At 57.4% G+C, this 21,662-nt stretch carries 14 protein-coding genes and 3 pseudogenes; 1 reads left to right on the top strand and 16 read right to left on the bottom strand.

Features of this window, described 5'->3' with window-relative positions; all coding sequences use genetic code 11:
• Positions 1-100: 100 nt before the first annotated feature.
• From ACSYSS_RS01315 to ACSYSS_RS01240, 16 genes and pseudogenes are all read right to left on the bottom strand, one after another.
• Complete coding sequence (locus ACSYSS_RS01315) at positions 101-1,486, bottom strand: ATP-binding protein (RefSeq protein WP_491703727.1); 1,386 nt, start codon at positions 1,484-1,486, stop codon at positions 101-103.
• Positions 1,487-2,047: 561 nt separating this feature from the next.
• On the bottom strand, positions 2,048-3,565 hold the full coding sequence (araA, locus tag ACSYSS_RS01310; protein ID WP_491703726.1) for an L-arabinose isomerase: 1,518 nt from the start codon (positions 3,563-3,565) through the stop codon (positions 2,048-2,050).
• Between the two features lie 176 nt (positions 3,566-3,741).
• Positions 3,742-5,352, bottom strand: coding sequence for a xylulokinase (locus tag ACSYSS_RS01305; RefSeq protein ID WP_491703725.1), 1,611 nt, complete (start codon positions 5,350-5,352; stop codon positions 3,742-3,744).
• Positions 5,353-6,023: 671 nt separating this feature from the next.
• Entirely contained in the window at positions 6,024-7,103 is a 1,080-nt protein-coding gene (locus tag ACSYSS_RS01300) for a LacI family DNA-binding transcriptional regulator (protein WP_491704315.1), read from the bottom strand.
• A 103-nt stretch (positions 7,104-7,206) separates the two neighbouring features.
• On the bottom strand, positions 7,207-7,608 hold the full coding sequence (locus ACSYSS_RS01295; protein WP_491703724.1) for a chorismate mutase: 402 nt from the start codon (positions 7,606-7,608) through the stop codon (positions 7,207-7,209).
• Positions 7,609-7,615: 7 nt separating this feature from the next.
• Positions 7,616-9,808: a transcription termination factor Rho gene (gene rho / locus ACSYSS_RS01290; RefSeq protein ID WP_491703723.1), complete on the bottom strand. Its 2,193-nt coding sequence runs from the start codon at positions 9,806-9,808 to the stop codon at positions 7,616-7,618.
• 324 nt (positions 9,809-10,132) lie between these two features.
• Positions 10,133-11,806, bottom strand: a complete 1,674-nt coding sequence (locus tag ACSYSS_RS01285) for an NAD(P)/FAD-dependent oxidoreductase (protein ID WP_491704314.1) — start codon at positions 11,804-11,806, stop codon at positions 10,133-10,135.
• A 253-nt stretch (positions 11,807-12,059) separates the two neighbouring features.
• On the bottom strand, positions 12,060-12,383 hold the full coding sequence (locus ACSYSS_RS01280) for a DUF2469 domain-containing protein (protein ID WP_491703722.1): 324 nt from the start codon (positions 12,381-12,383) through the stop codon (positions 12,060-12,062).
• A complete protein-coding gene (locus ACSYSS_RS01275; RefSeq protein ID WP_491703721.1) occupies positions 12,380-13,357 on the bottom strand; it encodes a GNAT family N-acetyltransferase in 978 nt (325 codons plus the stop codon). The genes ACSYSS_RS01280 and ACSYSS_RS01275 overlap by 4 nt, the downstream gene beginning before the upstream one ends.
• Positions 13,358-13,611: 254 nt before the next feature.
• Positions 13,612-15,111, bottom strand: coding sequence for an Asp-tRNA(Asn)/Glu-tRNA(Gln) amidotransferase subunit GatB (gene gatB, locus ACSYSS_RS01270; protein ID WP_491703720.1), 1,500 nt, complete (start codon positions 15,109-15,111; stop codon positions 13,612-13,614).
• 23 nt (positions 15,112-15,134) lie between these two features.
• Entirely contained in the window at positions 15,135-16,685 is a 1,551-nt protein-coding gene (gatA, locus tag ACSYSS_RS01265) for an Asp-tRNA(Asn)/Glu-tRNA(Gln) amidotransferase subunit GatA (protein ID WP_491703719.1), read from the bottom strand.
• Complete coding sequence (gatC, locus tag ACSYSS_RS01260; RefSeq protein ID WP_491703718.1) at positions 16,682-16,984, bottom strand: Asp-tRNA(Asn)/Glu-tRNA(Gln) amidotransferase subunit GatC; 303 nt, start codon at positions 16,982-16,984, stop codon at positions 16,682-16,684. The genes gatA and gatC overlap by 4 nt, the downstream gene beginning before the upstream one ends.
• A 219-nt stretch (positions 16,985-17,203) precedes the next feature.
• Positions 17,204-17,431, bottom strand: a pseudogene (locus ACSYSS_RS01255) (TrmH family RNA methyltransferase); the annotation flags it as partial.
• Positions 17,432-17,551: 120 nt separating this feature from the next.
• A pseudogene (locus tag ACSYSS_RS01250) lies at positions 17,552-18,034 on the bottom strand (RNA methyltransferase); the annotation flags it as partial.
• 121 nt (positions 18,035-18,155) lie between these two features.
• A pseudogene (locus ACSYSS_RS01245) lies at positions 18,156-18,827 on the bottom strand (hypothetical protein); the annotation flags it as partial.
• A 244-nt stretch (positions 18,828-19,071) separates the two neighbouring features.
• Positions 19,072-20,511 carry a DNA recombination protein RmuC gene (locus tag ACSYSS_RS01240; protein WP_491703717.1) on the bottom strand — a complete coding sequence of 480 codons (1,440 nt, stop codon included), beginning with the start codon at positions 20,509-20,511 and terminating at the stop codon, positions 19,072-19,074.
• A gap of 108 nt (positions 20,512-20,619) precedes the next feature.
• Here ACSYSS_RS01240 and ACSYSS_RS01235 point away from each other — a divergent pair, with 108 nt between their 5' ends.
• A complete protein-coding gene (locus tag ACSYSS_RS01235; RefSeq protein WP_491703716.1) occupies positions 20,620-21,468 on the top strand; it encodes a hypothetical protein in 849 nt (282 codons plus the stop codon).
• Positions 21,469-21,662 lie beyond the last annotated feature (194 nt).

Here is a 21,662-nt window from a genome sequence, read left to right as displayed (position 1 = left end):
ATCGAACGCTCATCAGTGAACGAACCATACGAGCACAAACACCAAACGATACCAAACGTTCACCTAGAGCCATTTGACACAGCGTATAGCACACACCGACTCACTCATCCAACAGCCACTGCCAAGCAGGAACGACATCGATCACACCCTCCTCGACATCGATGCTCTCCTGCTCATCGAACGTGACGATGACACCTCGGCTCTGCCCGTATTTTTGCATGGCCGCCCTCAGCGCGGAGACCTCACGGCGCCTGGTCTCACCACCGTCCTGGCCACCTACGCCCGCCAACGACCAACACACCTGAACCAAACGATAAGCCGTTTGCGTCAACGCATCACCGACCACAAAATCCACCTCGTGGCGCCGCCCACCCTCGGCAAACAACAGACGAGACACGCTGCCGTCCCGCACCAAACGCTCAGAACGCCTAAGCTTCAGAAACACCGCCGTCTCAAGCCGCTGCCCATACTCCACAGACGAGGCTTTGGAAAACGCAAGGAACATCCCCGGATCGACCGCATAGACCTTAGGTGAGGTGCGCGGATTGCTCGCCAACGCCCGGGAGAACTCAGGCACCGTAAACATCAGATAGGCATCCTCATAATAGGACAGCAACGCCGCCAACGTCTCGCGCGATGTCTTCAGCCCCTGCCCCGCAAATTCGCCACGCACCTTGTTGATCGAAAGCGCCCGTCCGGATGAGGCCAGGCACCGCGAGATAAAACGCACCGCCGCAACGGGACTGCGCACATCGTAGCGCTCGACGATATCGCTGCCCACGGTGCGGTTCGCGTAACTTTGCAACAGTGACACAGCATCCGGCATCTCCAGGTTCTGCACGGCGATGAACCCTCCCCGCTCCAGATATTGCGAGCACAACCGTCTCAGTTGCGTACGTTCGGCCTGGGTGAAGACTCGCCCTCCCCTGGCTTTCGGCACATCACCCATATCAAAACCATGGAACCGTGCGAATTCGGAAAAACTCATGGGAAACAGCTCTCTGGACAGCGAACGGCCGCGGAACTCCGTGGCAATCTCGCTGGAAAGCATTCTCGAAGATGAACCGGAAACATAGATGGTTGCTTTCTGGGTGTCGACAAGCCTGCGCAAAGCCAGTCCCCAATCCGGTACCTCTTGGATCTCGTCGAAGAAAAAGAAGGCACCGCGCGTGCGTGCCTCAGGATGCAACTCAAAGAACGCCTCGACCACATCGTTGATCAGCGTTGAAGAATACGGGCGCAACCGCTCGTCCTCGAAATTGAAGTACAGCAACGCAGACTCATCGAACTGCGTCTCGGCAAGCACCCGTCGCATCTCCTGATAGAGTCGGTACGTCTTGCCGCAACGACGCACCCCAACCACGGCCTGCACAAGATTGCCACGCCGAGGCTGCTGGACAGGGCCCAAGCTCAGGTCACGGGAAAAAACCTCAGGAATGCCGGCATCCTGCTGCTCACGGACAATCGAAGCCACCAATCCGTTCATTTCGCGCCCCCTGTCTGCAAACAAACTTGTAGTCTCATACTGCAAGTTATCTATTTTCTTGCAATTTCAAACTGCAAGATTAGTATACATCTTGTAGTTTCAGACTGCAAGTTTCTATTAATCTTGCAGTCTCAGACTGTAAGATCATCTCAACGCTGATACCCACCTTGACAATATCGTCGAGGCCTAATGTACGAACCGTACGAAATCAACGGCCACTTCGCACAAAACGTCCGCTGAACACCCACTGACGAACGAAACATACGAATACAAGCGACAAGTCACACCAAACGTCCGCCCTCAGAGCCACAAACGAACATAACTCATATGACAAAATCCCCCTACCTTTTGCGACCTCACATGTCGTAATAAATAAGGGAAAAGGACTTTGCCTACCAAAAGCGACACCAAACGTCGCAATCAGTAGGAGGAAGGAACTCTACCTACCAAAAGCGACACTTAACGTCGCAAAAGGTAGGAGAAGAAAACTGCCCCTACCAAAAGCGACACCAAACGTCGCAAAAGGTAGGGGCAACCTCTTTCGAGGAGAGTCTCAGCCGATCACATACGGTTGTCGAGGCGGTGTACCATTTCACTGAGTTCCAAGTCACGCTCGAAGCGGCGTGGATCGGTGGTCTCGTCGACGGTGGCGAGCTCCACTCCGGCGATGCGGGCGAAGTCCTCCCAAGCCTCACGACCCACGGAAGTGGTCATGCAGGTGTGATGTGAGCCGCCGGCGCGCAGCCAGCACTCCGCCGCCACTTTGAGGCTCGGACGCGGCTTCCACAGTCCGCGAGCGCAAGGCAGCGCCTTCAGCGACCCCTCGGGCTCAACCACATCGACCACGTCCATGAGCAGGCGGAAGCGCTCACGCATATCGGCCATGGAAACCACCACGGCGCCCTGGTGCGGAGCCACGGTGAAGACCAGACGCACCGGATCGGACTTATTGCCGATACCCAGCGGATGGATCTCCAGCTTCGGCTTGGCGATGGAGCCGACCGAAGGCGAGACCTCAAGCATGTGGGAGCCCATGTCCATCTCATGGCCCAGCACGAAGTTGTAGGAGTAGTCCTCCATGAGGCTGGCACCGCCATCAAGGCCATAGCCCATCACATTGCCGATGCGCACCAGCACCGAGGTCTTCCAGTCGCCCTCGGCGGAGAAGCCGAAACCGTACTCGCTGGGCATGCGCTGTGCACCGACACCCGGTAGCTGCGGGAGGGTGCCCAGGTCCTCGAAGTTGTCGACGCAGGCGGTGGCGCCGTTGTCGTTCATCATGTTGACCATGGCGGCCTCTTCGCGCGCGGCCACCTTGAGCTCGTCATAGCGGGAGTCGAGCAGCTCGGGCGCCACGTCGTACTTGGCCTTGTAGTCCTCGATGAGATCGTTGACCTGGCTGTCCTTGACCTTCTCGTAGTAACTGACCAATTCGTTGACGGCCCAGGTGTTGACCTGCGTGCCGAAGACGCGTTCGACCTCGGTCTTGTCGCCTTCGGTGACGGCCACGTTGCGCATGTTGTCGCCCCAACGCATGACGCGCATGTTCTGCGCCTCGTTCCAGCCCTCGCAGGCGCGGGCCCAGGTGCCGATCTTCTCTGCAACCTCGGGGTCGGTGTAGTGGCCGACCACAATCTTGCGCGGAATACCCAGGCGGGTCAGGATGTAGCCGAACTCACGGTCGCCATGGGCGGACTGGTTGAGGTTCATGAAGTCCATGTCGATGGTGTCCCACGGAATCTCCTTGTGGAACTGGGTGTTGAGCTGCAGCAGCGGCTTGGTGAGCACCCTCAGGCCACGAATCCACATCTTGGCGGGCGAGAACGTGTGCATCCAAGCCACCACACCGATGCAGCTGGGATCGGCGGAGGCCTCGGACATGAACGACTTGACACCGTCAGAAGACTTCAGCGTGGGCTTCAGGACGAGCTTGACCGGAATCCTGCCCGTGGCGTTGAGCGCGTCCACGATCTTCGTGGACTGCTCGGCCACCTGGCGCAGCGCGTCCTCGCCGTAGAGGTCCTGGCTGCCCACGCCGAACCAGATGGTCTTGCCTTCATAGGGATTTGCGAATGTCATATTGACTTCCTTTTGTTGGTTGTTCGATTAGTTTTAAATCTTTAACACTTTGGTAACGCGGCTGTCCACAGATGTATGTTGTGCTGGCGTAAGACTTGGCCGAGCGGCCCGGAGCGTCCAGCACAACATATATCTGTGGTCAACCTGACCGAACGCAATGCATTACGCATGCGGACTCATCGCTCCAAGGCGATGGTGTCGATGGCGGCCTGCTCCACCGGCAGGGACTTCTTGAACTGCTCGAAGAACGAGGCGAACCCGGCCACGTCCGCAGGGTCAGGCTGCTCGGTGGTGGACTCGGCGTCCTTGAAGACCCGCTGCTCAAGGTAATCGGGCAACGGGGTCTCGGCATGACGCAGATAGTCCGCAAGCACGGCCATGCCCCAGGCCCCTCCCTCGGCGGCGGTGGACATGACGGTGATGGGTGCGTCAAACGCCCCAGCCAGAATCTTCTGCGCCACACGCGGGGTCTTGAAGATGCCACCATGACCAACCATGGAGGTGACTTTCACGCCCTCCTCCTTGGTCATGATGTTCATGCCGATGGTCACCGGACAGAAGGCGCCGAAGAGCTGGGCGCGCATGAAGTTGGCCAGGTTCATGTTGGCCTCTGGGCCACGGGCGAAGACCGGACGGCCTTCTTCCAACCCCGCAAGGAACTCGCCGGAATAGAAGCAATAGTTCACCAAACCGCCAGCGTCGGCATCGGCATCCAGACCAATCGCCGCATTGAACAGCGCCGAGTAGAGGTCGCCGTCGCTCACCTTGGCGCCAATGGACTTGGCGAAATCGGCGAACACCTTGACCCAGGCGTTGAGGTCGGACGTGAAGTTGTTGGCATGGCTCATGCCGGCAGGCTCGCCGGAAGGAGTGGAGACCAGGTCGATCTCGGGGTGGAACTTGGTCAGGCTGTGGTCCAGCACCACCGTGGCGAACGTGGAGGTGCCGGCCGAAATGTTACCGGTGCCCACGCGCACGGAATTCGTGGCGATCATGCCGGTGCCGGCATCACCCTCGGGAGGAGCGAGCGGGATGCCGGGCTGCAGCGTGCCAGTGGGATCGAGCAGCTTGGCGCCCTCGGCAGTCAGACTCCCGGCGTCCTGACCCGCGAGCAGCACCTGCGGCAACAGATCAGCCAGTTTCCAAGGCTGCGCGGCGACCTCAGGCAGAGCCTCGAACTGTGCCATGAACTTCTGGTTCCAGTCACGCGTCTTGGCATCGATGGGAAACATACCGGAGGCATCGCCCACGCCGAGTACCTTGCGGCCTGTGAGCTTCCAATGCACGTAGCCGGCGAGCGTGGTGAAGTAGGCCACGGACGGCACGTGCTCCTCCTTGTTCAGGATGCACTGATAGAGATGGGCAATGGACCAACGCTCGGGGATGTTGTATTGGAAGAGCTGCGAAAGTTTCTCATGTGCCTCGTGGGTGTTGGAGTTGCGCCAGGTGCGGAAGGGCACCAGCAGCTCGCCGTCCTTGTCGAAGGCGAGATAGCCGTGCATCATGGCGGAGAAACCAATCGAACCGGTGGTGGTCAAAGGCTCTTCATAGTGCGACTTCACATCGGACGCGAGCGCCGCATAGGCAGCTTGCAATCCACTCCAGATGTCATCAAGCGAATAGGTCCATAGACCATTCTCCAGCTTGTTCTCCCAGCCGTAGTCGCCGGAAGCCAGCGTTGTATACGTGGCAGAGTCGATGAGCACCGCCTTGATGCGGGTGGAACCGAACTCAATGCCGAGCGCGGTATGCCCCTCCCTGATTCTTGTTGCAGCTGTATCATCCATGGACGGACCTCCTAGCTTCTTTGCGGCGACTATAACTTCAACAAATTTGTTAGCGCTAACAATTACTACTACATTGTATCCTAAGCAATGGATAGGAAACACTGCCCCCGTTGATTCGCTGCGTTGATTCCAGCCACTTGGCCTCGCCGAACCGACCTAAACCAACGAAAATCATGCAGAAAATGACAGTCTGGGTCACCTTGTCTGGGATTATTCGCCCAAACCAACAAACAACAATCTCAAGTTGCAAGGCAACATAGCCAAGTACAATCTTCATCGATTCATCAATGTGCCCACCGGAATATCAACCCCTACCTAGCGTCGAATCGACGGACTTGCCCACCCACGCACATAATGCAGAATCATGATTATGGACAAAGTCAACAATGGTCTCTCCTCCGTCGAATTCCATTCATCAGTCGGGCCAAACGGACACTTTTGGGACGGAAAACGTCCGTTTAGCCCGACAATACCCCGTTCGATCGGACTATACGGACACAATTGAGCTTCATTGCTGGTCAAATAGAGACTCTGATGAATGCCATCAAGGGCATCGATCTCAGTGTCACGAGCGTAAAGCGCAGATTTCAATTTGCGATGGGCCGCACCAGCTAGCATCTCAACGAATGGCCAGAATCACTCCCCAATCATGTCCAACACGCAGCTCCCCGCTATGCCCTTGGCGCAGGCCCCAATGAGCGGCGCTGCACTACTTCACAGGGCACCAAACCGGCACCATGCTGAGCGTTCAAGAATGAGGTCTGAGGCCCCAAACCCAATAGACGCAACGCCTCATGCATTGCATCGGCGCCGAGCTGATCAAAATCCGGATGCACTGTGGTCAACGGAGGCATCATGTTGTCCATTCCAGACATATCATCGAACCCCACCACGCTCATATCCTGCGGAATGCGTAGCCCGTGCTCCCTGAGCGCTCTATACACGCCTACGGCTTGGGCGTCGTTGGCTGTAATCACGGCTGTCGGACGATTCTGTCCTATCTGCCCCAGACGCTCCAATTCGCGGTTCATATGGGAATACGCCTCGCTAGAATCCCAGGTATGGCATTGCACAACTTTGGTGTCGATGGAATGCAAAGCCGCCTCCTTGCGCCAAGCAACAAGTCTCGTCACTGCATCGCGCCATTGCAAAGGCCCGGCAAAATACCACACCGAGCGATGCCCCAGTTTGGACACCGATGACGCTATCTGTTCCACGGCCCGCCACTGATCGAGACCCACAATGGCGGTATGCCGACGATCTTCATCGTTCATCATTCGACCAGCCTGCCCCATGCTCACCTGGCCATGGGTGGATGTGACCAGGACCCGGGGCTCGGCAAGACGCACCCTGCATGCGGCGGAAAACATCACATCAGTGGGCGCAAGCATGATGAACACATCGACGCTCTGCTCTTCGAACGTTCGGCACAGCTCCTCGAATTCCTCCTGGGTGCACAATGCCTCGTGAACCAGCGAAACCGTGACGAACAGACCATGGCGCCTGGCAAGTTCCTCCAACGACGCCAGGGTGGAGATCGGGCCAAAGAAATGCTGGCCTCCGGCGATGAGACCGATGGTATGTGAATGTTTGGAAGCCAATGTTCTGGCAGAATTGCTCGGTCTGTACCCGAGCTGGTCGACGACCTGTTGAACCCGTGCGCGCGTGGAGTCCGAGACGCTGGGAGAGTGGTTGATCACGCGAGAAACGGTCTGATGGCTCACACCGGCAAGCTTTGCCACGTCGAACATGGAGGGAGCCTTAGCACCCCTGCTTTCTGAGCCTTTTCGAGTCATCTCAACCCCCCTAAGCTATCGCCTCATCACGCCACCATGCTACTCCAGTGCATTTGCCTCAAGCATATACGTCTAACACACCGGCATCTCCTCTCGCATCGAGAATCCGCTGATGGCGCTTTTTCACCTCTTCGACGACGAACTGACGATAGGTCTCGGCAATCTCGGGATCGAGGCCTGCATCCACAGCCACTTGCTGCTGGCGAGCAGACTGTCTGGCCTCGCGTTCAGGATCCTCAGGTGAGAATCCGGAACGCGCCTTGAGCTCTCCGACTTCGGCTGTGGCCTTGAACCGTTCCGCCAGCAAGGAGGTGATGGCTGTGTCGATGTTGTCGATGGACTGACGCAACTCCTTGATGCGATGGACGTTACGTAAAATCTTAGGATCTCCACCTGCGCTGGCGCTGTCTATGGTCGTATCCTGCCAGCCAGCACTGCTCTCATCGTCCTGCTCATTCATGGTGGCCTTAGTTCTGCTGCTGGATGAGACTCTTGAGGAAGTCGCGGTTCGTGGCGGTCTTCTTGAGCCTCGGCACAATCGTTTGGTAAGCCTGTTCAGGCTCCATGCCACCCAGCAAGCGACGCAGGCGGTAGATGATGGCCAGTTCGTCAGGAGGCGTGATGAGCTCCTCGCGGCGGGTGCCGGAGGCGTTCATATCGATCGCCGGGAAGAGGCGCTTGTCCGCCAAGTCGCGGGAAAGGCGCAGTTCCATGTTGCCGGTGCCCTTGAACTCCTCGAAAATGACCTCATCCATCTTCGAGCCCGTCTCCACCAGCGCGGAGGCGATGATGGTCAGCGACCCACCGTTTTCGATGTTTCGAGCCGCACCAAAGAACTTCTTGGGTGGGTAGAGTGCCTGAGCGTCCACACCACCGGAGAGGATCCGGCCCGAAGCGGGTGCCGAGATGTTGTAGGCACGGGCAAGACGGGTCATGGAGTCGAGAAGCACCACCACATCCTGTCCGAGCTCAACGAGCCGCTTGGCACGCTCGATGGCAAGCTCGGCCACCATGGTGTGGTCGGATGCCGGACGGTCAAACGTTGAGGAAATGACCTCGCCCTGCACCGTGCGCTCCATGTCGGTCACTTCTTCGGGCCGCTCGTCCACGAGCACCACCATCAGATGGACTTCAGGATTGTTCGTGGTGATGGAATTGGCGATGTTCTGCAACGTAATGGTCTTCCCTGCTTTTGGAGGGGAAACAATCAAACCACGCTGACCTTTGCCGATTGGCGCCACAAGGTCGACCAGGCGCCCAATGAGGTTACTCTGACCCGTCTCCTGCTTCAGCCTTTCCTGAGGATACAGTGGGGTGAGCTTGGAGAAATTCGGCCTATCACCCACCTCATCCACAGCGATGCCGTTAATGGTTTCGATGGACTGCAGCGGAACGAACTTCTGCCGCTGATTGCGTCTTTCGCCTTCGCGTACCGGACGAATGAAGCCTTTCACCGCATCGCCCTTGCGCAGACCATACTTGCGAATCTGCCCCATGGAGACGTAGATGTCGTTTGTTCCAGGCAGATATCCGGAGGTACGGACGAAGGCATAGGAATCAAGCACATCAACAATGCCTGCCACAGGCACCAGATTGTTCTCTTGACTTCTTGCACCTCGACGGATACGAGAGGTGCCATCACGCTCCTCACGAGCATCACGACCACCGCGATCCCTTACCTCACCACCTTCATATTCAGCATCAGCTTCTTCTTCACGCTCACGCGTCCTCCGCTGGCGGGTACGGCTACGATCGGAAGAGTCACTTCGTCCATAACGCTCTTCATGCGTACGTCCGCGACGCACGAAATCATGATTCTCCTCCTCGGTATCGTTGTTTGAGCGTTCAGTCACGGGCAATGTTGCCAGAATATCATCCAGATCACGAACGCCATCATTACCATGGCTGTCTGCACGGGCCGAACCATCGGCTTGTTCCACTGCACGACGACGATAAAGCCGTTCAGATGAGTGAGTGCCACGGCCATGCTGACCATTGAAATCACGATTGCGGTGACGTGGGGCATCCAAACCGAGGTCCTCAAGCAGATTCATCTCTACGGGCTTGCGACGAAGTCTTGCAGAGCGACCTTGCTTTGAGCCCTGTTCTGATTGATCGCCGTCCTCCTCGCGAACATTGCCACTGCCAACCCCTGCACCATGTTTTTCAGCGGAGTTCGCACGGCTGCGGCGAGGTGAGAATGCAGCATCATTCAACGTCAATTCCCCCTGATCCGAAGAATCCCCGCCTTCAGGGTCACGATTGCCGTCCGATGTCCGCGCAGGCGCTTTGCGATTCACACGGTGGGCTTGGCCATCACTGGTGCCTTTGGCATCATCGGTTGTAGTGGCCTCCGACACGGATGGTTTCTCCGTTGCATTGCCCCCTACTCGTTGAGGCCGGGCAGTCTCGGGAGACGACTGGGATGGCGCATTGTCCGCAGAAGAAGGAGACGCAGAGGCATCCAAATCGACCTTAGCGGCAGTCGCCTTCGGCTTCACCTCACGTTCAACCTGTACTTCACGTACGCTGACACCCTCTGGTGCCTGACCTCCCGAACGCGCAGCCTGCAGAGTGGCGATTAGATCCGGCTTGCGCATCGTCGACGTGCCGCGAAGACCCATCTGTTTGGCTAGCTGCTTCAATTCAGACAGCTTCATATTTGTAATATCTTGGCTTATTGCCACTGGTATGCCTTTCCCTGACTCTCTTTGCAATAATGCCTGAGAGCTTTATGAAAAAGATGCGGTACCTATACCGCGATTGAGTGTTCGCCTTTAAAACAAGGCTTCGAACTTTCTTACACTATACAGTACGTCGGGGACTGAGGCTCTACCGGCGTGGCGGCACGACTTCATTAGACCGCTGACTCCACAGCGACCGTAACATACTTCGTCTACCAAACATTGCAACACAAAACGGCAGGCACAATGAAGTGCCCGCCGCTCATAGCCGCCGATTTTGTACGGCTGGAAACCTTGTTGCTACGCGCTTTTCTCCTCGTGATAGGACTTCTCGGTGTTCACGGACCAGACGTTCTTCTTGTCTTTGCGACCAGACTTGATGTTGCCTACGGCTTCAATGGCGGTGGCCATGGAATGATCCTGATTGTTGTAGCGATGCTGACCGTTACGACCCACACAATACAGGTTGCCGAATGTGTCGAGATAGTCGATGAGTTCAGGCATCTGGGTGTAGGTGTCGAAATAGGCGGGGTACGCCTTCCTGACGCGTTCACGGTGAGAGTCGAGCACGTCGGACTTTCCGTTGATGACGCGCATGCGCGTGAGCTCCTTGATGGCGAGCTGGACGGCCTCTTCCTCACTCATGTTCCAGAAGTCGTCGCCTTCCTTGCAGAAGTACTCGAGACCGACCCACACCTTGGTGTCCACATCCTTGACCATATAGGGGCTCCAGTTGTTGAAGATCTGGAAGCGACCGACCTTGTAGCCCGGATCCTGCACATAGATCCAGCAGTCCGGTACGATTGGCGGATTGCCGAGAGTGGGGATGTTGGTCGTGTTCTTGAGGCGCAGCCTGTCAACCAACAGACCCACGGTGACGAAGTCGCGGTAGGGAAGCCCATTGGCCACACGCACCATTTCGGCAGGCACTGGCGTACGGTCAGTCGCCGGCGCAACAGCACCATCGGCATCGGCGGACGCATTGGCGTTCTTGGACGGAGCATCGATGGCATTGACCAGGTCCTTAAGCGGCATCGAGCTGATGAACTCGTCCGCCTTGAGCTCGGTGCGCCTGCCTTCCGCATCGGCGTAGACCACAGAGGCAATCTTGCTGTCTTCCTGGCGGATCTCCACCACGTTGGCATCCGTGAGCACCTTCACGCCGCCGTCGACGCACTGCCGCTCCACAATCTCCCAGAGCTGGCCCGGGCCGAGCTTGGGGTACCAGAATTCCTCGATGAGGCTGGTCTCCACCTGGCTGGAATCACGCTTCTTGGGCATCATCTTTTGGATGGCGTTCTTGAGCACGCTGATGACGCTCAGGCCGCGCACACGCTGCGCACCCCAGTCGGCGCTGATCTCGCGCGGGTGACGCCCCCACAGCTTCTCGGTGTATCCCTCGAAGAACATGGAGTAGAGCTGCCTGCCGAAGCGGTTGATGTAGAAGTTCTCCAGATTGGTCTCAGGCAGTTTGTGCACCATGGACTTCAAATAACTGAAACCTGCCTTCATGGTGAGCTTGAAACCCAGCGCCTTGAACAACGCAGGCGAGAGACTGATCGGGTAGTCCAGGAAGTGTTTGTTCCAATAGATGCGGGAGACACGGTGGCGCTTGAGCATCACCTTGTCCGTCTGCTCAGGGTCCGGGCCACCGGGCTCGAGGTCATGGTGACGACCGAGCTTCTTGTCATCGTAGGATGGCGCACCCTGCAATGGCATGATGTTCTTCCACCAGTCCATGATGCGGTCGTCTTTGGAGAAGAAACGGTGACCACCGATATCCATGCGGTTGCCGTTGTGCTTGACGGTGCGCGATATGCCGCCGAACTGCTTCGATGCCTCCAAGACGGTGACATCAAACTTGCCGTCGGGGCCGCAGCCGCCATCCTTCGCCAACTCCCAAGCCGCAGTAAGTCCGGCGGGGCCGCCACCGATAATCACCACTGATTTCCTGGCTGGCTTACCACCCGACAGCTTGTCAGAACCCTCGTGCGGCTCATTCACCCCACCTTTTGTAGGCGCTTCCTCGGCTTTGGCAACCTCGGCACGTTCAGCCTTTGCGTCGACCATCACTACCTCCTCAAACACAACACCCGCGAACTGCGCAGTGCATATCTCCACCGATAACCAATACCGATTCATCATTAATAGTTGTCGGATATTCTTAACGTTCCCAGTGTTTAATCTGCAAATCAGATTAAATATACTATACGGTAAGCCTATAGCATCATTTCATGTCATCCAACGATTCGGGAATATCGATATCCGACTTCTGAACTTCTTCAACGTTGACATCTTTGAATGTAACAATACGCACGTTCTTGACGAATCTCGACGAGCGATAGACATCCCAAACCCATGCATCGGTCAGCTGAACATCAAAATAGACATCTTGGCCGGCGGAACGTACGTTGAAATCCACTTTGTTCGCCAAATAAAAGCGACGCTCGGTCTCCACTACATATGTGAATAATTTGATGACATCGCGGTACTCGCGGTACAGAGCCAATTCGGCATCGGTTTCATAGTTATCGAGGTCTTCGGCACTCAACGACGGCCTCCTTCGTTCCGACGCAAGGAGGCATCTACATTGCCGTCATTGTCGCCCGCATCATCGTCACCCTTGCTCGAACCCCGGCTAAGATTGCGCCACCATGCCTTTTTTGACTTCTTCTCATGGTTGGCGGCATAGGGCCATCGGGAGGACTCCTCGGGGGCCGCGGAGGGCTTTCGCTGAGCAATCTCGACGGAATGCTCATGCGCCGTCAGAGCCTCCTGTACGCCAGGATTGCTGGCAATGACATGCATGCCGAACGCATCGAGCGAAGCAATCGGATCGTACTCGTCAGCAAGGGTGTCCATGACAATGAGGTCTTGATATTTACCGATTTCGGCATCCCAAAGCGAGTCTCTGGAAGTTCCGGAAGGCATGAAACCAAGGGACTGGTAGACGGAAAGCGAGCGCGTGTTCTTCTCCGGCACAGCGACCCAGATGCGGTGCATCCCCAAACCCGCGGGCTCGGACGCGAATGCATATGTCATCACACGCGGCATCGTGTCACGCGAATAACCACGACCGCGATATTCCTTGCCAAGCAGCATCTGGATGCGGGCCGAACGCGACCATCCGTCGATATCGATGAGAAAGACCATGCCGATGACGTTGTCCGTCTGGCCTGCGTCCACCTCACCGTCAGCATCATGGTCGGCATCGGTAAGCACAGCCCAGGCGATGGTGCGGCGCAGCTCCGGGTCGCCCACACCGGATTCACTCGGCGCAACGCCGTTAGCCCATGCGACAGAACGCTTCAACCATGTGTGAACAATGGCACGTTCCGCTCGCTCATCCTTGCCGGTGATGCCGGATGCATTGTAGTAGGCCTGCAACTCGTCAAGCCTCAACAGGTCATTAAGTGTAGCGGGGCGCAGATGAACCATCTCACCACTGATTTTAGGAATATTCATGCGCTCAGGCAGCTGCCGAGAGACCTGCTGCTCCGTCGATTTTTCCTCGCTGCTGGACATTCGCTATCGCCCCTTGTACGTGCTTGAAACGGTTTCAAGGATACTGCATCAGACTGACTATTGGTTGAAAGAAAATTACGCGCCTCAGACCCTATTCACCTTGGCGCTCTAGCCCATGGCGCCCATGCCGTGTCTCCGCTGACTGACTTGACCTGACCGAAAGTTACGGTTTACATCCCAAAAACTCGGTTTGGGCCAGCTGCAATGTGCAACTGGCCCAAACCCGTCAATGAACGTGCCTGATATCGGCCCGCTCATCCCTTCATCTTCTTGATGACGAGGGAGGAGACGGCTTTGGCGTCGGCCTGGCCGTGAGTGGCGCGCATGACGGCACCAATGATGGCTCCCATCGGCTTCATGTTGCCGCTCTTGAGCTTTTCCGCAATGTCTGGATTGGCTGCTAGAGCCTCGTCAACAGCCTTATCGAGAGCGCCATCGTCAGAAACCACCTGGTAATTGTGCTTCTTCACCACTTGGTCAGGTGTGCCCTCGCCCTTCAGCACGCCAGATACCGTCTGCTTCGCGAGTTTGTCGTTCAGCTTACCATCCGCCACAAGCTTCTCCACTTCGGCCACATCGGCCGGGGTGATCGGCAGCTCTTCCAGCGAGACGCTGCGAGCGTTGGCCTCGCGGGAGATCTCTCCGAGCCACCACTTGCGGGCTCCGGCGGCACCGGCACCAGCCTTGACGGTCTCCTCCACCAGGTCGAGCGCGTCGGCATTGATGAGGTCGCGCATCTCCAGATCCGAAAGGCCCCACTCCTTCTGCAAGCGCTTACGGCGCTCGGCGGGCATCTCGGGCATGGTCTTGGCGATCTCGTCGATGTGGTCCTGCGTGATGTGCAGCATGACCAGGTCCGGGTCGGGGAAGTAGCGGTAGTCGTTCGCATCGGACTTCACGCGGCCGCCTGCGGTGGTCTGCGTGGACTCATCCCAGTGGCGGGTCTCCTGCAGAATCTCCCCACCGGCGTCCAGAATGGCGGCCTGACGGCGAATCTCATACTGCAAGGTGCGCTCAATGCCGTGGAACGAGTTGACGTTCTTGGTCTCGGAGCGGGTGCCAAGCTTGGTCTCGCCCGGCCTGCGCAGCGAGATGTTCACATCGGCACGCATGTTGCCTTGCTCCATGCGACCATGGGAGATACCCAAGGCACGCACGATGTCGCGGATGGCGCGCACATAGGCGCCGGCGATCTCCGGCACGCGCTCACCGGCACCCTCGACGGGCTTGGTGACGATTTCGATGAGCGGCACGCCTGCGCGGTTGTAATCGACCAGCGAATGGTCGGCACCCTCGATGCGGCCATCGGCACCGCCGACGTGGGTGTTCTTGCCGGCGTCGTCCTCGATGTGCGCACGCTCGATCGGCACGCGGAAGACGGTGCCGTCGTCAAGCTCCACGTCGAGGTAGCCCTCGCCGTTGGTGGGCTTGTCGAACTGCGAGATCTGGTAATCGCGCGGCATGTCCGGATAGAAGTAGTTCTTGCGCGCGAACTGGCTCCACTCGTTGATGTGGCAGTGCAGCGCAAGCCCCAGCTTGATGGCGAAGTCGACGGCGGTCTGATTGACCACCGGCAGGCTGCCAGGCAGGCCGAGGCTCACCGGGGTGAGCTGCGTGTTGGGCTCGCCGCCGAACTCGATATGCGCCGGGCAGAACAGTTTCGTGTTTGTGCAGAGCTCGACGTGGGTCTCCAAACCGAATACCGGGTCGAACTCCTTGACGGCATCGGAATATTTCATCAATTTTTCAGCCATGATCTATATCTCCTTCGCCGTTCCTACTTCTGGGCCTTGCCGAGCCACGGGGTCTTCAAGGACTGCCAGATCGGGCCGCCCCACTGCTCCTCAAGCGCCGCTTCGAGCGCCGCCGCAGGCTTGTACATCACATCGTCACGCTTCTGCGGGGCGATGAACTGGAAGCCGACCGGCAGGCCATCGTCACTCAAGCCCGCAGGAATGCTCATTGCGGGGGTGCCGGCCATGTTCGCCGGAATGGTTGCGATGTCGTTCATATACATCGAAAGCGGATCATCCATCTTCTCACCGAACTTGAAGGCGGTGGATGGAGACGTGGGCGAGACCAACACGTCGGCCTTCTCGAAGGCCTTGTTGAAGTCGTCGATGATAAGCGTGCGCACTTGCTGGGCCTTGCCGTACCAAGCGTCGTAGTAACCGGCGGAGAGGGCATAGATACCCAGGATGATGCGGCGCTTGACCTCGTCGCCGAAGCCAGCCTCACGGGTGTAGGCCATCATGTTCGCAGCGGTCTGCGGCACGCCTGCCGGAGGCATGACGCGCAGGCCGTAGCGCATGCCGTCGTAACGGGCTAGGTTCGAGCTGACCTCGGAAGGCATGATGATGTAGTAGGCAGCAAGGGCATAGTCGAAGTGCGGGCAATCGACCTCGACCACGTCGGCACCCATCTCTTGCAAGAGCTTGACGCCCTCATTGAAGCGCTGCTCAACTCCAGGCTGATATCCGTCGCCGCCGAGCTGCTTGATGAGGCCGATGCGCATACCGTGCAAATCGCGCCTCTGCCCTTCCCGAGCGGCCTTCGCCAGCGGCGGCACATCCATCGGAATGGACGTGGAGTCGCGCACGTCATGACCACCGATGACCTCCTGCAGCAGCGCTGCATCGAGCACGGAGCGGGACACCGGGCCAATCTGGTCGAGTGAGCTGGCCATGGCGATGGCACCAAAACGGGAGACACCGCCGTACGTGGGCTTGACGCCAACAGTTCCAGTCAAAGCACCAGGCTGGCGAATGGAGCCACCAGTGTCGGTGCCGAGGGCGATTGGGGATTCGAAAGCGGCAACGGCAGAAGCTGAGCCGCCGCCAGAGCCACCAGGCACACGGTCAGTGTCCCACGGGTTATGGGTCGGGCCGAACGCCGAGTGCTCCGTGGAGGAGCCTTGGGCGAACTCGTCGAGGTTGGTCTTGCCGAGAACCGGCATGCCAGCGGCCTTGAGCTTGGTAATGACGGTGGCATCGTAGGGCGGCACCCAGCCTTCGAGAATCTTCGAGGCGGCGGTGGTCTCGATGCCCTTGGTGACGATCATGTCCTTGATGGCGATCGGCACGCCAGCGAGTTCCGGCAGACCGTCCGTATCTCCAGCGGCGTTCTTCTTGTCGAATGCATCGGCCTGGGCACGCGCCTCGTCTGCTGAGACCTTGAGGAAGGCGTGCAGGCTGGGCTCGGCGGAGTCGATGACGTTCAGCTCGGCATCGACCAGCTCACGGCTGGAGACCTCTTTATTGCGAATCTTCCCAGCCATCTGCGCAGCTGTAAGATGCAGCAAATCGTTGGTATCTTGCGTATTGCTCATGACTCTTCACCTCCAAGGATGCGAGGCGCCACGAACATGCCGTCCTCCGTGGCGGGGGCACCCGCAAGTGCATCCTCGCGCGAAAGCGGGGTCTCGGCCACATCGGGGCGCAAGTAGGCCTCAAGCGGAATCGGGTTGGCAGTGGGCTCCACGTCTTCGGACGCGACCTCCTGCACCTTGTTGATAGAATCGGCGATGACGTTCAACTCGCCCTGCATGCGAGTCGCCTCCTCGTCGGTGAGCGCGATTTGGGCAAGCTCGCCCAAGTGCTCGACTGTTTCTCTAGTGAATGTAGGCATAGCCCCTATTGTATGAGGCAATTGTGACGAATAAGTGCAACCTGCAAAAACAACACCGATTCCTTGGATTTCAGTTACAACGACATCACAATGCGGCGGAAACCAACAGAAATCGACCATGTTTCGTTAGTTTCAGACAGTCTCACACTGACAACCGATGACGATACTGATGAAATAACAAAACCTCAAACAAACCAGACTGCAATCAACCGGCACAAACTACAGATGCTGGGCCAGGCAGCAGTGCATCGCCACGGCAGCGGCGGCTCCGGCGTTGATGGAGCGCACCGAGCCGAACTGCTGAATGTAGACCACATCATCCGCCAGTTCGAGCGCCTTCTTCGAGAGCCCCGGGCCTTCAGCGCCGAAGAGCAATAGGCAACGATTCGGGAACGAGTACGTTTCAATGGGGACAGCGCCTGGAACAATGTCAAGTGCAATGATGCACGAGGCGCGGGCATCGTCCTCGGCGGCTCTGTAATGATCAAGAAGTTCATCGATGTCGCAATCGGCAGCATCTCCGACACCGGCAGGCATATGTCCGTCCTGAATTTCACTCTGCGCCTGCTGCGCAGTTGCAATCTCTTCCGCAATCTCCTCATGCCAGAAATCCACAAGCTCTTGAATCGAGGGATGAGCATCAACATGCTGATAGAGCTCGGTCATCAACGAGCCTTTGCGATTCCACTTGTGCGGGCCGACGATGTGGACCGACTTTGCTCCAAACGCATTGGCCGTGCGCACCATAGAGCCGATGTTGAAATCATGGGTCCAGTTCTCAACCGCCACCTCAAAACCGTGACGCCCCTGCCTGTCGAGCTCAGCCTTGATGGAATCCACCGACCAATACCGGAACCGGTCGAGCACATTGCGTCGGTCGCCTTGATCGAGGAGTGCGGAATCGTAACGTGCATCGAAATTCGGACTCGACGGCTGATCGGGACGAGGTTCATCGGGGTGTTCCTGGGCCCATGGTCCTAAACCGATTTCACGAAACTCCGGTTCCCCGGAAACCTTGGCCGCTGCAGTGACTGGATTGGGCTCACGCATCTGCACTCACTCCACCGTTGTTGCCGGTTCCATCATTGCCTCGGCAAGCTTCATCGGCCACATTTGCCCGACCAATAGCATTATCAGCAGCGGCCTCTGATCTACCACTTTCTTCACCCTGCCGCAGCTCTTCCTCACTGAATACGCTGACGAATGGAATGCTCTGGTGATCACCCTCAACAAGATCGATGACCTCAATACGTTCTAAACCTTGGCCATCAGCATCACTGCTTTTACCTACGTTGCCCTTGTTGGCGGTATTGGCTGACGAGGCATAATCCGCACCCCCACCAATTCCACCAATCAAGGAGGCAATGGCAACCACTTGGGCGCCTGCCCGAGTCACAATGCCAAAATCAAGGCTCAACTCATTACCGTTGCGCAGAGTGACCAGCGAGGATGTCTGCACATATGACTTCTCGGAAAGCCAGGAATCGACGAGAACAACCCTCTTACCTTCAATGGAAGGCCCCTTGATGGAGGGATACACAAAATCCATAACGAATCCGTCGAGTGCAAAGCCCATTTGGGCAGCGGAATCAATCATTGAAACAACCAATGGGACGGCAGCCGCCGTCAGTGCACCCACAGCGTCGAATGACCCCGGAGCGAACCCCTGATCCTTCAGTTCGGTGAGCAACGCAAGTCCAATCAGGTTGGCGCTTTCGTGGCCCAAGGTCACGCCGAACAGCTCATTGAACGGCTTGCCGGCAATCTGAGAGACGAGCAATGGCCGCAACGTCTCCTTGGCAGTGGTCGGCACTGCGCCGGCCTTGCGAAATCCTTGCGTCATGTAAGCCCTTCCTTCGATTCCCATTCATCTACAGCTGCAACTGTACCGGCACTGCTCGCCATACGTAACAGCACACACCACAACAAGCCATTGCACCCGCCGAACTCCCCCAATCTTCCGAATTTCTTTGACCCAAATCCCAATCCGGCGTGCCACGATGACGATTCAGTCAGGAACGGTCCAGCCGAGAACAGCTGGGCCAAGATTCTTAGGTTCCATAGGACTTTTGGCCGCAATGGATTCATCAAGCCTCAGCGGAGCTCTGAGCACTGCCATTATTAGTACTGTCATCGTGAGTACCATCTTCGTCAAGTTGCAGCTCCGGAGCAGTGAGCTCACGTAGGTTCGCCTTGTCTGGGTCCACCATATCCACCGGCTCAATCACCTTGCTGCCATCGATCTTCTGCATCTTACGGGCCGTCACGAGCACGCGCGACTCCAGCGATGAGGCGAATTTATTGTATGCGTTCACCGTACTGACGATGGACTTGCCAAGTTTGTTGGCGTTGGCCCCAAGCGTGGCAAAGCGCTCATAGAGTTCCCGCGAAAGCTTGAAGAGCGTCTTGGCATCGTCGGTGAGGCTCTGCTGCTGCCAGGCGAACGCCACCGATTTGAGCACCGCCCACAACGTGACCGGAGATGTGAGCGCCACCTTCTGCGCGAACGCGTCGTCCATTAGCGTCGGGTCCACTTCGAGCGCCGCTTCAAGCAGGGCATCGTTGGGAATGAAGGCGATGACGAAGTCGGGAGCAGTGTCGAACGCATTCCAGTACGCCTTGTCTCCCAAGGTCTTCACGTGTTCCCGCAGCGCCTTGGCATGGGCCAGCAACAAGCTTTTACGCCGGTCAAGCTCCTCCGGCGAAGCGGTTTCCGGTATCTGGCAGGCCCGCTGATAATCCGAATACGGCACCTTGGCATCAATCGGTATGGTCTTTCCTCCCGGCAGATGAATCACCATGTCCGGCCGCTGGATGTTGCCCTCAGGATCGGTGACCACCACCTGGGTATCAAAATCGACATGCTCCAGCAAGCCCGCTGACTCCACGATGTTTCTCAGCTGAGCCTCGCCCCAGGCTCCACGCACCTTGTTGTTACGCAAAGCCGCAGAGAGCGAACTGGTCTCCTTGTCGAGCCTGGTCTGCTGGTCGCCAAGCCCTTTGAGCTGCTGGCTCAGAGCGCCCATCTCGCCCTTGCGCCCCTCTTCGATCTGAGCGACCTTGGTCTGCAGCGCATCCAGATTCTTCTGCACCGGAGCCAACGCCGCAATCACCTTGCTTTGCTCGCTCATGGCTTTGGCCTGCTCCTCACGCTTGCGCTCGGCCTCCTGGGCGGCACGCTCCCGTTCACGCTGCAAACGCATCTGCTCGGCCTGCTGGGCCTGCGCAAGCTGCGACTTCACAAAAGCCAACTGCTGGTTCAGCCCCTCAACTTGGGCACGCGCCTGGGCATTGGTGGCGGTCAGCGCCGACACCTGCGCATTGAGATTATCCGCCCGAGCCCTCAAAACATCGGCTTCCTCAGCCGACAACGCCCCTGCGCCCATGGTGGAGCCGCCGGCACCGCCAGCTTCGCCCCGCCTACCGGATTGAGCGCTTTTGAGCCTGCCCAGCGCAAAACCGGCCACCAGCCCCAGCACCGCCGCCAGAACGACCCAAAGAATATCGATTACAGGATTATCGAACATATGTTCGATTATATGGTATGATCGGAATGCACACGCCGGAAATCTCAATCTATCGTATGATGGATTTCTCGGCGCTTTCTGCGATGATGGAGGAAAAGGGAGGAACCAGTGCTAGCAAATGTATTCCAAGGCGGCCTTGCAGCCGTCATCGCAGCCTTGCTGACTTGGCTGGTCATTGCATTTTTCCGTTCCATAGACGCCGCCGACGAATCCTCCGATTCAGATGCCGCTTCCTCAGTTCAAGCCACGTTGCTCGGTAACGTCAACATCAAAGCGCTCACCGGCACTGAAAAACTGAATGAATACATCAGGCACACATCCAGGCGACTCATCGTCGCCATCGTGCTTACCGTACCGGTGCTCCTAGCGGCCCTTACCGTCCGCTTTGCGCCAGGAATTCTGCCCCCGTGGGTCGAAAGCCCGTGGCTACAGGCGGTTCTCATCACACCGGCGATGTTCTATTGCGGTTCCTCCGTACTCAACGAGGGGCGGGAGATGCTCAAAAACCACATTCCGGGCAGAGCCTTACTCATTACATTGAGCGCCCTGGCATCGTACATCTACAGCCTGGCATTCTGCATTGCCGGCAATCAGCTTCCAGACGACTCACATTCCTACTTCGAAGTGACAGGCATCATCATCTGCTTGTCATTGTTGGTGGACCTATTGCAGGCAGGCGCCATCCGCTTCCGCTTTTTCGTCCCTCATGCCGAACCGAAACTAGGCAGCAACGAGGCCGACAAGTTGAAAAGAATCACAGGATTCATCAGAATCTCCGTCATAGCCAGTTTCTGCGCCGCAATCTGGTGCTTCGCAGTGCTACTGGTCATCGGGCCTCAGCCACGCCTGGCCAACGCCGTCATCATCACCATTGGGCTATTGCTCATCGCAGCAATCCTCCTCTCCGCATATGCCATCTGGAAGTTGGCAAGAGAGCCTCACTCACTATCAGAATGAGACACAACAAAATCACAGCCAACCACAACAAACGAACAACATCATAAAATGGGCAAATACTGACAATATGACCAATACGATGTCAGATTTTCTTTTCGATAACAATTATTTCTTTCCCAGAACCAGACCAATTCGTTCCGTGAGCACTTTCTAGAGGCACCAGAGTCAGAAACTTTCCAAATTGTCGGAATTCC

Source organism: Bifidobacterium sp. ESL1118 (assembly GCF_058505595.1).
This window is presented reverse-complemented; position numbering and strand designations above follow the sequence as displayed.